The following is a 12,227-nucleotide window of genomic DNA, read 5'->3' as shown; positions in this document are numbered from 1 at the left end:
GCGAGTTGCAGATAATCTCACCAGTTAGCAAGTCAAAATTGACTTTAGTGACTTTTAAAGGGTATATAAGGTGGGAATTTTAGCGAAAATATCCTAATTAACGCTTAAAATATTACTTTTATTATAAGAACGTAACAATAACTCATACTTAAATCTCAGCAATTCAACAATTTACTCATGCTTTTAAGCTAGAGCTAAATATCGAATTGACTCAAGATAAATGAGAAGAGCAACAATCATTTTTCTGTGGTGACATCATCCTGTTTCAGGGGCGCCACAGGCAATCACGAGCTTAAGGTGGAAACTTCATGAGCGTAGCAAAACCACAAGGGACAATGCTTGGCCATCCCAAAGGTCTGTTCCTACTGTTTACAACAGAACTCTGGGAACGTTTTAGTTATTATGCAATGCGTGCCATTTTGGTACTGTACTTAGTTGATAAAGTGCAAAGCGAAGGTGGACACGGTTTAGGTTGGAGCCAAGCCGATGCCATTTCGTTATATGGCACCTTCACTGGGCTTGTTTATTTGACCCCACTTCTAGGTGGTTGGTTAGCAGATACCTTTCTAGGCCAACGCCGCGCCATTATGATTGGCGGTACTTTAATGGCGGCTGGTCAATTTATTTTAGGTACGCCCCATGCGTGGGTACCAGGGATGGAAACCGAAGTATTCTACGTCGGCTTAGGCACGTTAATCTTAGGTAACGGCCTGTTTAAACCAAATATTTCTACTATGGTGGGCGATCTGTACCAAGAAGGAGATCACCGCCGTGACGGTGCTTTCACCATTTTCTATATGGGGATCAACGTTGGTGCTTTCCTCTCAGGTATTATCGTAGGCTCAGTAGTTGCCGCTTATGATGGTAATTTCCAAGCTGGTTTTATCTGCGCAGGTATCGGTATGATCCTGTCGTTAATTATCCAGCTTGTGTTTGCACAAAAGTTACTTGGTGATATCGGTAGAACTCCTGCTGCTAAGCTTGAAAAGCAAAAGGCAGCAGAAAAAGGAGAAGTCCGTAAAGAACCACTGACGAAGGTTGAACGTGACCGTATTAAAGTCATCATGGTGATGGGTTTATTTACCATTATTTTCTGGGCTGGCTTCGAGCAAGCTGGCGGCCTGATGAACTTGTTCACTAACGACTTTACCGACCGCATGATCGGCACATGGGAAGTACCAACCACTTGGTTCCAATCCTTAAACGCAATGTTTATCGTTATTTTTGCTCCTGTTGTTGCTTCGATTTGGGTACGTTTAGGTAAGAACGAACCGAACTCCCCGATTAAGTTTGCTTTAGGCTTAGTGCTGTTAGCCGTTGGCTTCTTATTTATGATCGGTGCCGTTGTCGAAATGGGCGGTGATGCTACAGCTAAATCAAGCATGTGGTGGTTGGTTGGCGCTTATTTCTTCCATACCATGGGTGAACTTTGCTTGTCGCCTATTGGTTTATCTATGGTCACTAAGTTAGCTCCACTTCGCATCGCTTCGTTAATGATGGGTTCTTGGTTCCTCTTTGTGGCTGCTGCTAACAAAATTGGTGGTGTGGTGGGTTCCTTTATTGGCCATGGCGGCGAAAAAGAAGAACAACTTGCCAATGCAATGGCTATCTTCTCGGGTATTGCGATTACCGCAGCACTTTCTGGTGTGATCTTATACTTTATGGCTGACAAATTAGTCGATTGGATGCACGGTGCGGAAAGCAAGCATCACAATGAAGCCGAAGCATTAGAAGATGAAATTGCAGTAACCGCTGAACACGAAGCCATTAAAAGATAACGCAGCTAGAAGCTAGGACGCAGCCAAATGCACTGCTCTAGGGTGCTTCGCTGCGAGAAAAAGTAGACTGGGCTTCGCCCAGATAGAACGCTTCTACCATCCTGAATAATTCAATATTCGATAAAAACGCTGCAGAAATGCAGCGTTTTTTATTGCTTTGCTCCCAAAGCACGTTGAGATTAGAGATGGGATGTTTCGCACTCTGACAAATTAGAACATGGGTACTAGGTGCTAAGTTCTAGGTGCTAGAGTCTAGCTTCTCGAGCCACGCAATGGCGTTCTAGCAGCGCTTTTGGCTGCGTCCTAGCATCTTATCTTCTTATAAACTTAATTGAATAAAACCACCCGCAGGCAAGTTTGAATTGTAGACTAATCCTTTAAATTGATTATCTAATAACTGCTGCTTATGTTCAGGCTCATTGGTTGCGATACAAAGTTGCTCCTGCGGCAGAATCGTTCGAAACTGAACACTCGGTTTACCCCAATCTAATACCCCTAGCGGTAAACTTTCTGAAATAGCCAATGGACTTAAGCCTTTGTCATTACGTAAATAGCACCTCAGTCCCTTGCCTGCTAGGGCAATGGCGGCTCGATAACGAGTTAGTTCGATTGCGACATAAACAATATCTACGGTGATATCCAAACCGGACTTTACCAAACGCTCATTCAAGTAGCTCAGCATATTGAACGGCTCGATAATGGTTTTACTCTGACCACTTCGATAACTTTTCAGCTTTTGGTTGACAAAACTGCGTAGCAAAACACAAGCAAACGCCGCGCGATTGTCTTCGGGATAGAGGTGAGCCATATATATGATCAAATGATCACTGCCCACCATTGTTGAGTCAATAAAGTAGCTACTGATATCACTGCTTTTAAATAAGCTGTAATCAACTTTGGCGGCGGGATAACTGATATTTGAGGCTGGGAAAAGTTGCTGCTGAACTTGTTTGGCCGCTTCAACACTTTGTTCTAATAAGGCTAAATTATCATTCAACTCTTGGTGAGATAAAGCATCAAAGTCTGCCTGAGTAATATCATCGGGGTGATTTCGCTGCAGCCCTTGTTGAATGGCTTGCTCGATAATAAAGAGATCGGCAACAGGTTTAACCAAATAATCACTCGCACCGATGCGCAGCGCCTCGACAACATCCGCCATAACATTGTTACCTGAAATAACAATAGAAGGCACTAATGGCTCTAATCTGCTCATTTCCTTAAGCATATCTAAGCCACCAAGCTTTGGCATACTCAAATCGGCAAGTATGATATCGAAACGTTGTTGCTTGAAATGAATCAGCCCCTGCTCTCCATCGCCAGCCTGCACTACCTGTGCACCTCGACCATTTAGAAAGGTAGCAACGATTTGCCTGAATACTGGGTCATCTTCAACCCACAGAATTGAAACACCATTTAACGCCATAAAGATTCCCGCGTAACGTTTACTGCAACAGCAATCATTCAATGATGACATGGGAAGAATCATTTATACGGCATTGGCTTGGCTGCATATTCATGCCTGCAGCCAAGTTAGCGCATGAGCTTACTCAAGTTCCTGCATGTACTGGTCGAGTAACTCATCATCTTCTTGTTTTTGAGGAACATTGCCATCATAGACCTTATAGTCCATGTGTTGTAAGTACGCATCTTTCACGAAGGCATAGGGATCGAGCGCATTATCAACAAGTCTTTCCTGGTCAATTGCCGAGGCTCTAGCATGTAAGCTTTTAAGGCCCCATTTAACCACGGATTGCCACACTGTGAGTTCAGATAGTGGAAAGTATAGACCATCAACCCAATCTGATGCGAGTTCACGAACAACATATGGACCAGCAAAGGGTGCCATAAAATAGGGACCATTAGGTACACCGTAATAGCCCAACACTTCGTTAAACTCGTCCTGCTTACGTGGCATTCCCATCATATCAGCCACATCAATAACGCCTAGTAACCCTATCGTCGTGTTAACCGTAAAACGACCACCCGCATTCGCCGCCCAACCCCATTTGCCTTGCAATAAGTTGTTTACCACGCTGCTGGGTTCTTCCAAGTTTTGCACAAAGTTATTAATCCCTGTTTTAGCAGGCAACGGGATATAATCGTTATAACCATGTGCAACGGGCCGGTATAGGTACCTATCGAGAAACAGATAGTTAAAGTCCCACATGGCGCGGTTGAACCCTTCAAAGGGATCTCTTGGATCTTCGTAAGTAATTTTTACAGCTGAAGCCCCGTCCTTTGGAGTGTTATCGGGTACGGCTACCTCTGCGCCATAAACCTTGGGCAGTAATGCAAAGCCTAAAAGTACCCCTATCCATTTCAACTTCATATTGCTCTCTTAAATAAATGTACTGCCGAGTTCACGAGTTTTCGTTAAAGTGACCATCAACAAGTGACGATAAAAGATTAGTCATCCGAGTCGTATACTAAGTATGACAGACAAAATGCCACTGACTTTACAAAGCGCATAAGCATACTTGGCAAAACAGTTTGGTCAATTGTTAATTTTTTAAATAACGCACCGCGAGTTATTCCAACAAAGGTTTAGTATGGGGTCGATTCCACTTAGTCAGATTACCAACGCACCATTAATCACTTCAGGGACTCGGAACACTGCCCTGAGCACCAATGCGCGTCCTATTCCCGCTGAAGTCCAACTATCTCCTGAAGGCGATAGTATTATTCTAAACGGTACAGAATATAATTTAAAGCTCGTTAATGCTCAGCAGCGCCAAGCATTAATTATTGCTAGTCAATTTTTAGTCAATCAAGTCGTGAATAGCCCCACTGAATCGAGTGCTATGACACAAACCTCGCAACTGATTGCCTTGGGTTCGACAGTCAACCTTAAGCTCCCAGAAGCGATCACATTACTTGCACAACAAAATGGGATTTCAGAGACAAAATTATACGCTCTCTCTGCCCGCCCACAGGGCTACCCCCTCCCTAATGTCATTGTTACTGCAAAAGAATTCCAATTTACGAATGGAACTGTTGTGCCACAGGATCCAGGAACACGACTTAATGCGGGTGAATATCAAGCAAAAATTACCCTTTTACAAGGGAAACCTATTTTAGTGTTGACCCCAATACTGAGCAAACTCGAAATCCAAATTGGCGCTCCGATAAATGAAACTCAGCTTCCCATTATTGATAAGCAAGCGAGTCATGTTGTGATAAGCAAAATGGAACCCGTTCAGATTATTGCGAGTTTTTTACGGAAACTTGAGGGCTTAGTCCCCCAAACGGATAGCAATGCTGCAAAAGTCAATACGTCTAGCACCCAAGGTGGATCAATTTCCGACATAAAAATATCCCAGACTCAAACGGGTTCTATTGCGGATGAAGTGACATCCGTAAAAAACTCAGCATCCAAGATTGCTATTAGCGTCAATTTACAATCCACTACTGAAGCAAAGCTGACGACAGGACAAACTACCAATCAACAAATTGATCCCAAAACAGCTATTCCTGAACCTAAGGCACTGACTAAAGATGCAAGCGCATCGGATGTAAAAAATACCGTAACGGTGTCAAATACTTTGCAAAGTCAACATGCAAAATCGGACTTTAGCAGCTTACAGACTAAACCACAGGTCCCCGCTAATGAGTTAGCGATGACCAAAAATTTGTCCAGTAATGAAACTCAGCTAAATCTTAAAACCCCATCAGACTCGTTAGGTGCAGACAAACAAAATAAACTCAACGAAGCCAATATCAATGTTAATCAAGTGCTTCAAAAAGCCTTTACCAAGGCCGGTGCTCTCCCCATCGAGCAGATGGTCTCTCGAGCTAGCACAAACTTAGCTGCCGAGCTGTTAAAACATTTGCCTCATCTAGGCCCACATCCTTTAGGCCAATTAAGCGATCCAAACGAACTAAAAGACAGCATCCTTGGTCTCGCAACCTTAAATTTAGCAACGCCGCAGCTCGGTCAAGCCTCAATGCTATTCAATGCGGGAGCCATTAGCTCATTGTTTCAGTTGTTATTGGGGTTTAGGGCAAATAATGCCAATAGTAAAATGAGTGCTAAGTTGGCTGATTACTTAGAGCAACTCCAAACTAAAATCGGATTATCTAACCATCAGCTAGGACAATTTAGCAAAGCTGGCGGCTTAGAAAGCATGGTACAACTAGCTTCAAGCCTACAGCTTTATCAACAAGCAAGTAGTGAAAATAATGGCAATTTAGTGTGGTTTTTTGCCCTTCCCTATGGGATTAATCAACGTCATGAACAATTAGAAGGTAAATTCGAGCGAGAAGCCGATAGCGATGAACAGCAACATCATAAAGGCTGGCATTTACAATTGAAGTTTAATCTCGCCCAGGGTCCATTACTGATATCGGCACGTTTTCACCAACAAGTACTAGATATTCAGTTCAAAGGTGACAGTCAGTCATTACTTCGCCGAGTAGATAACTTTCTGGCTCCACTAGGACAAAAACTATCGCAATTAGGATTTACACCGGGTGAATTATCCACCCAATTAGCACCAGTTCCAGCAACATTGCTGCCTGGTGATCATTTTCTTGTGAAAACAAGAGCATAATTAAAGAGTCTATCTATGGCGGAAGAATATAAAACCCAGCAAGCTGTTGCCTTGAGTTATGACGGAAAACATGCGCCTAAAGTAGTCGCATCGGGTGAAGGGCTAATCGCTGACGAAATTATCGCTCTAGCAAAGGCCTCAGGCGTTTATATTCACCAAGATCCGCACCTGAGTAACTTTCTTCGATTGCTTGAATTAGGCGAAGAAATTCCAAGAGAGCTGTATCTGCTCATCGCCGAATTAATCGCATTTGTGTATATGTTGGACGGAAAATTCCCAGAACAATGGAACAATATGCATAAGAAGATTGTTGATAAGGCTTAAAGCAAAAGTGGCTAGCTCCTAGAGCCACAACGTGGCGTTCTAGAACAGCACTTTGCTGTGGTCGAGAATCACGAAGTGCGTCCTAAATTGCTCATCTATTTACGGTGTAAACGAATTAACAACTCAGCCTCAGCTTTAGGCAATTCACACTCTTTGATTAGCTCATCTACACCAGCTCCGAGGGCCACCATCTTCATCGCACGCGTATAAAGCTTTGCTTGGGGATCCTGTTGAGTAGATTCTTCAATGCGTTCAGATTGTTGATGTAAGCGTTTTTCAAGCTCAATCACACGACGTCCCATACCAATGGTACCGCTTCGAAGCTCCTGCATTTCACGCTTAAAGCCCTCGCGCTGACGATCGCCCTCTTTCACTAATACGGTTAACGCTTCAACTTTACTGCGCAACTTACTTAATTGTTTCTGAAGGTAAAGAACTAAACCTAAACACGCAATCACATAAACTAAGGCTGCGATTAAAAATTCATCGCCCATTCATCATCCCTACGCATCACAATCAGCTGAAATCAGCACCGACTCATAAAGTGGCATTCTAAAAGAGTAAATTAAAGCCAAATGAATCGTTCGCATAACAAAAAGCAAAGCGGCAGATAGACACTATCTGCCGCCTCCGATGAATATTTAGAGTTGATTTAACTCAGCCCACTCTTCATCGGATAATAGTTTGTCTAAATCAACTAAGATCAACAGCTCATTATCACGATTACTGACGCCTTGAATAAACTTCGCACTCTCTTCTGTACCAACGTTAGGCGCGTTATCAATTTCAGAGCGGCGTAAGTAAACGACTTCAGCAACACTATCAACCAAAATACCAATGACTTGCTTTTCTGCTTCAATGATCACGATACGTGTCGAATCATCCACTTCTGCTGATTGCAACCCAAAACGTGAGCGGGTATCAATAACAGTAACCACATTACCGCGTAAATTGATAATCCCTAAAACATAGTGTGGTGCACCAGGTACGGGAGCAATTTCAGTGTAACGCAGCACTTCTTGCACTTGCATGACATTAATACCATAAGTTTCGTTGTCTAACTTAAAGGTAACCCACTGCAATACTGCATCATCTTTACTTGCAGCCACGGCTGCGACATTTCTTGTATCTTTCATGTTTACCTCAACCAATGGAGTCCTGACAGCCTAAACCCGCATCAAGCATTTCAACTAAGGCTTGTACGTGCAAAATGCCACACATTTGTTCTTTAACCACACCAGCTAGCCAAGGACGTTTCCCTGCTTTGCTGCGCCAATTTACTTGCGATTTGGTAATTTTTACTGCATTAAGCAGGGACTCACAAGCTAATCCCCAATTACTGCCCTCTAATAATACAAGATATTGATAATTTACCGATTGCGCCAGTTTATCTGTATATTTTTCTGGCATAACCCACGCACAGGTATCCACTAGATTTAACTGTTCTTCTCGATGAGTTTGTACACCAAGGAACCAAGAAGGACGGCCAATAATATGATTAATCCGTTCTACTTTGACGATACCACCGAGACTGACTAATGGAACCGCTAACGTCAACCCAGCTACCTTAAAGAATAGTACTTGAAACTCATCATCGAGTACTTCTTGCAGATCTTTTGTCACACTTGGAGGCGCAAAGCCGACTTGAGTGTCGGGCACAGTCGATAAGTTATCGACTTGCGTCGGCGCAACATTCGCAGTCTCATCGACATCAGCTACCGTTATTACTACAGGTTGCTTAGGTGCTGGTAAAGGTTGCTCGATAACCTCCGTTGGCTTATCAACAACTGTAGCTTCCGCTTTTAGGACTGGCGCAAGCAGTCGTTCTAGCGACTGTTTATTCACTAACGGCTCAGCACTTTCCTTAGAGGAGACAGTAACAATGCTTTTTGCCCGAATAGGTTGTACTTCAGGCTCTAGAGTAGCTTTAACATCCGCTTTAGACCGCTCATGCTCTGCCAAAATGGCATTATTGAGCTGCTGAGTTTCCATTTTTTTACTGCTATCAAAAGCGGTCGCAATATTTTCTTGAGATTTAATTGGGGAAGCACCAAAGGCACTATCGTCTTCGTGCAATAATAATTCAAAAAAATCAAAAACAGTTTCATCAACCGATTTTGACATGGCCAAACTCCCCAGCTAAAAGAAAATCTAATAATCTTTCATAGGCCTTTACACCACGACAACCGCTTGCATAATGGGAGGCGGGTAAATGCGCTAAACTTGCGTCTCTAAACTTAGTATCTACAGGAATAACATCACGCCATAGACTCTCACCATACTGTTCACTCAACACCTGCAACGCAGCGGGAGATGCCTTAGTACGCTTATCAAACATGGTTGGGACTACGGTATAACTGTAACGAGTCTTCTTTGACCGCCCCATGATTTCCATAGTTTTGACCATGCGCTCAAGCCCTTTAATCGCTAAGAACTCTGTTTGCACAGGAATGACAATATGTTGGCTTGCGGCTAACGCATTCACCATCAGCACACCTAAGACAGGCGGGCAGTCGACGATGGCAACATCATATTCATCAGCAACAAGGGCAAGCAAATTACGTAAGACAAGTCCCATGCCTTCTTGATGGCCTAAAGCTCTATCCAGTGTTGCTAGCGCCATAGTCGACGGTAATAAATCTAAACCATCCACCAAAGTTGGTACGATATGCGATTTAACCAGCTCTTTTGTAAGATGATTGTGCGCAACAAATACATCAAAAAGAGAACCGGGCACCTCTTCTGAGTCAACCCCAAGGTAGTAACCGAGTGAAGCATGAGGATCGGTATCAATCATCAAGACGCGCTTACCCCGTTTAGCGAGTGCTCCCGCTAAACTTGCTACCGAAGTGGTTTTACCGACCCCACCTTTTTGATTCGCTATGGTCCAGACTTTCAAAGCACTGACCTCTTAAATGTTGATTCTGTGCCATTTATAAGTGGAATGATCGCGGCCCACCACGTTACTCTTCTTCCCTTGTCGTGACTCTTATGCCACCGTTAGGCAGACTTATCACCTTAACACCGTCGGCATTTTCCGAAATCACCACAGGAACTTGAGTCGACTCCTGTCGAACCTCTGTTGTCAATGCTGCTTCATTTTGCAAACGCAAAGAGACTGATGATTCAGCAGGTGACTGAGAGGATAACTGTTGTTTATCCATCTCAGGCACTTTTTCAAGTAAAGGCGGAATATTATTACCATCCGCCGCTGGCATTTCAGGCCCAAGAGTCACTGCATTATGTTCACCAGGCGCCACCATTTTTAGCATAGCCTTAGTTTGTTCTGGGTGTGTGGCAAGCCAATCAGCAATGACCTTAGCTTGCTCATCAGGCACCATGAGCACGACTTGGGTCGATGCTAAGCGTTTAACATCAGCAAGCAATTTTATGTTTTTTCGATGATAATCGAAACTTAAGGCACCAAGACAAACGATCGTCATCATCATTAGCACCATAATAAGCACAATATTTGTGCTTATCTGTGACTTGCTGCTAGCCACGTGCAGACTCTTTTAAAATCGACTCAGCCATGTGCTCCAATGAAATGGATTGAGTGGCAATACCCGCACTGGCCACTGCTTGAGGCATACCATAAACGACGCAACTCGCTTCATCCTGCGCCCAAATGGTCGCACCGGCAGCTTTAAGCATGCGTGCTCCTTCTCGGCCGTCAGCTCCCATTCCAGTTAACACTACAGCAAGCACATCTCCACCGTAGGCTTTTGAGGCTGAAGCAAAAGTGATATCGACACAAGGCTTATAATTCATTTCAGCACTACCAGCGAGCACTTTTATTCGGCCTGTGACGCCTGTACGCTCTACCATCATCTGCATTCCACCTGGCGCTAGATACGCACAACCTGGACGCAAAATATCGCCATTTGCCGCTTCTTTTACCTCGATTTTACATAAACCATTTAAACGATTTGCAAATGCTGGGGTAAAAGCGGCTGGCATGTGTTGGATCAGCAAAATAGGGTGCGGATAATTTGCTGGAAACTGAGTCAAAATTTTCTGTAAGGCGACAGGCCCCCCCGTCGACGTACCAATTAACAATAATTTGTATTGCTTACCACTAGCACGAATAGACGATACAGATGACGTGCGCACTGGCGCAGGTGCACTTTGAACAGGAGTGGCCACATTCCCTAATACCGAGCCAGAGCTTGGTCTTGGGGTAATTGGGGCAACGCTAGGACGCGCCACTGGACGGAAAATTCGACGACGACCAAGAGCCTTGACTCTTTGCTGCAATAACAAAATCGCTTCATCTTTATTGGTCGCGATATCTTCAAAACGTTTAGGTAAAAAATCTAACGCACCCGCATCTAGGGCGTCTAAGGTGGCCTTAGCGCCATCATGGGTTAATGATGAAAACATCAGAATCGGGGTTGGACACTTTGCCATGATTTCACGGACGGCGGTGATACCGTCCATGACAGGCATTTCAATGTCCATAGTGATTACTTGGGGATTAAGCTCAGCAGCCATCTTCACCGCTTCAGCCCCGTTAGCAGCCGTCGCGATCACTTCCAGTTCAGGATCTTGATTGACTATTTCACTAACACGTCGTCTAAAAAAGCTTGAGTCATCAACGACTAATACTTTAATGGCCATTCCATTCCTTAACTTGGGAACTAACTTTTATTTTTCGCATAATGCTTTAATAACCCAGGAACATCCAAAATGAGCGCAATACCACCATCGGATGTAATCGTTGCCCCAGCCATACCTGGCGTACCGTGCAACAAGGCTCCCAGTGGCTTAATCACCACCTCTTCTTGGCCAATCAATGCATCCACAACAAAACCGATCTGCATCATACCTAACTGCACTATCACAACATGACCATGTTTCTTGTCACCATGTTTGAAGGTAGTTTTATTTCTATGCAACCAATGCTCTAGATAGAAGAGCGGCACGGCCTTGTTGCGAACGATGACAGTGAGTTGTCCGTCAACAATGTTGGTTTTGGTAAGATCGAGATGAAAAATCTCATTAACACTGGATAAAGGTAATGCAAAAACTTGTTTCGCAACATCAACCATAAGCGTTGGCATAATTGCCAAGGTTAACGGCACTTTAATCTCAAGTATGGTGCCTTTGCCTTTCATCGAGTCAATATGCACAGTACCGTTGAGTTGGGTGATACGGGTTTTAACCACGTCCATCCCCACGCCACGACCAGAGATATCTGAAATCTCGACCTTAGTCGAAAAGCCTGGGGCAAAGATCAAGTTATAAGCTTCATTGTCCGTCATACGCGCAGCGGAATCTTCATCCAGCACGCCACGTTTAATGGCAATTTGTTTTAACTTTTCGGGATCCATACCTGCGCCATCATCTTCGATTTTTAGCAGAATATGGTCACCCTCTTGGCTTGCCGATAGAGTAATCGTCCCCGTTCTGGGTTTACCAGAGGCTTCACGGTCATTTGGCATTTCAATACCATGGTCGACCGAGTTACGAACCAAGTGCACTAAAGGATCCGCAAGCGCCTCAACCAAGTTTTTATCAAGGTCAGTTTCTTCACCGACCAACACTAAATCAATTTCTTTATTGAGCGTACGGG

The 12,227-nt window shown here is 44.0% G+C and carries 12 protein-coding genes; 3 read left to right on the top strand and 9 right to left on the bottom strand.

Going from position 1 to position 12,227, the window contains the following annotated elements:
* Window positions 1–308: 308 nt before the first annotated feature.
* A complete protein-coding gene (locus L976_RS12345) occupies window positions 309–1,778 on the top strand; it encodes a peptide MFS transporter (protein WP_037420415.1) in 1,470 nt (489 codons plus the stop codon).
* A 319-nt stretch (window positions 1,779–2,097) separates the two neighbouring features.
* Here the strand turns inward: L976_RS12345 and L976_RS12340 are convergent, their stop codons facing one another.
* Together L976_RS12340 and L976_RS12335 are read right to left on the bottom strand one after the other, a co-directional pair.
* A complete protein-coding gene (locus tag L976_RS12340; protein ID WP_047537089.1) occupies window positions 2,098–3,201 on the bottom strand; it encodes a response regulator in 1,104 nt (367 codons plus the stop codon).
* A gap of 120 nt (window positions 3,202–3,321) precedes the next feature.
* Window positions 3,322–4,107: an MlaA family lipoprotein gene (locus L976_RS12335; protein WP_037424736.1), complete on the bottom strand. Its 786-nt coding sequence runs from the start codon at window positions 4,105–4,107 to the stop codon at window positions 3,322–3,324.
* A 220-nt stretch (window positions 4,108–4,327) separates the two neighbouring features.
* On the opposite strand from L976_RS12335, the gene L976_RS12330 reads away from it, so the two are divergent.
* Entirely contained in the window at window positions 4,328–6,328 is a 2,001-nt protein-coding gene (locus L976_RS12330) for a flagellar hook-length control protein FliK (RefSeq protein WP_047537084.1), read from the top strand.
* A 15-nt stretch (window positions 6,329–6,343) separates the two neighbouring features.
* Window positions 6,344–6,652, top strand: coding sequence for an EscU/YscU/HrcU family type III secretion system export apparatus switch protein (locus tag L976_RS12325; protein WP_037420403.1), 309 nt, complete (start codon window positions 6,344–6,346; stop codon window positions 6,650–6,652).
* 95 nt (window positions 6,653–6,747) lie between these two features.
* Here the strand turns inward: L976_RS12325 and L976_RS12320 are convergent, their stop codons facing one another.
* The 7 genes from L976_RS12320 to L976_RS12290 form a co-directional block, all read right to left on the bottom strand.
* The gene (locus L976_RS12320) at window positions 6,748–7,146 is read right to left on the bottom strand and encodes a DUF2802 domain-containing protein (RefSeq protein ID WP_037420401.1); all 399 of its coding nucleotides are present in this window, start codon (window positions 7,144–7,146) and stop codon (window positions 6,748–6,750) included.
* Between the two features lie 147 nt (window positions 7,147–7,293).
* Window positions 7,294–7,788, bottom strand: a complete 495-nt coding sequence (locus L976_RS12315) for a chemotaxis protein CheW (protein ID WP_011073088.1) — start codon at window positions 7,786–7,788, stop codon at window positions 7,294–7,296.
* 7 nt (window positions 7,789–7,795) lie between these two features.
* Window positions 7,796–8,776: a chemotaxis protein CheW gene (locus tag L976_RS12310; protein WP_047537081.1), complete on the bottom strand. Its 981-nt coding sequence runs from the start codon at window positions 8,774–8,776 to the stop codon at window positions 7,796–7,798.
* Window positions 8,760–9,551, bottom strand: a complete 792-nt coding sequence (locus tag L976_RS12305; protein WP_037420395.1) for a ParA family protein — start codon at window positions 9,549–9,551, stop codon at window positions 8,760–8,762. Before L976_RS12305 ends, L976_RS12310 begins: the two co-directional genes overlap by 17 nt.
* 64 nt (window positions 9,552–9,615) lie before the next feature.
* Entirely contained in the window at window positions 9,616–10,134 is a 519-nt protein-coding gene (locus L976_RS12300) for a hypothetical protein (protein WP_047540461.1), read from the bottom strand.
* Window positions 10,135–10,147: 13 nt separating this feature from the next.
* Window positions 10,148–11,272, bottom strand: a complete 1,125-nt coding sequence (locus L976_RS12295) for a protein-glutamate methylesterase/protein-glutamine glutaminase (RefSeq protein ID WP_047537078.1) — start codon at window positions 11,270–11,272, stop codon at window positions 10,148–10,150.
* Between the two features lie 20 nt (window positions 11,273–11,292).
* The coding region (locus L976_RS12290; protein WP_047540458.1) for a chemotaxis protein CheA at window positions 11,293–12,227 on the bottom strand (935 nt) is incomplete at its 5' end.

The organism is Shewanella sp. ZOR0012 (genome assembly GCF_000798835.1).
Lineage (GTDB): Bacteria > Pseudomonadota > Gammaproteobacteria > Enterobacterales > Shewanellaceae > Shewanella > Shewanella xiamenensis.
This window is presented reverse-complemented; position numbering and strand designations above follow the sequence as displayed.

Bases quoted from the DNA above. Each gene is read 5' to 3' on its own strand.
- L976_RS12295 (WP_047537078.1), bottom strand. From the start codon at position 11,272: ATGGCCATTAAAGTATTAGTCGTTGATGACTCAAGCTTTTTTAGACGA.
- L976_RS12325 (WP_037420403.1), top strand. From the start codon at position 6,344: ATGGCGGAAGAATATAAAACCCAGCAAGCTGTTGCCTTGAGTTATGAC.
- L976_RS12330 (WP_047537084.1), top strand. From the start codon at position 4,328: ATGGGGTCGATTCCACTTAGTCAGATTACCAACGCACCATTAATCACT.
- L976_RS12345 (WP_037420415.1), top strand. From the start codon at position 309: ATGAGCGTAGCAAAACCACAAGGGACAATGCTTGGCCATCCCAAAGGT.
- L976_RS12340 (WP_047537089.1), bottom strand. From the start codon at position 3,201: ATGGCGTTAAATGGTGTTTCAATTCTGTGGGTTGAAGATGACCCAGTA.
- L976_RS12310 (WP_047537081.1), bottom strand. From the start codon at position 8,776: ATGTCAAAATCGGTTGATGAAACTGTTTTTGATTTTTTTGAATTATTA.
- L976_RS12335 (WP_037424736.1), bottom strand. From the start codon at position 4,107: ATGAAGTTGAAATGGATAGGGGTACTTTTAGGCTTTGCATTACTGCCC.
- L976_RS12315 (WP_011073088.1), bottom strand. From the start codon at position 7,788: ATGAAAGATACAAGAAATGTCGCAGCCGTGGCTGCAAGTAAAGATGAT.
- L976_RS12320 (WP_037420401.1), bottom strand. From the start codon at position 7,146: ATGGGCGATGAATTTTTAATCGCAGCCTTAGTTTATGTGATTGCGTGT.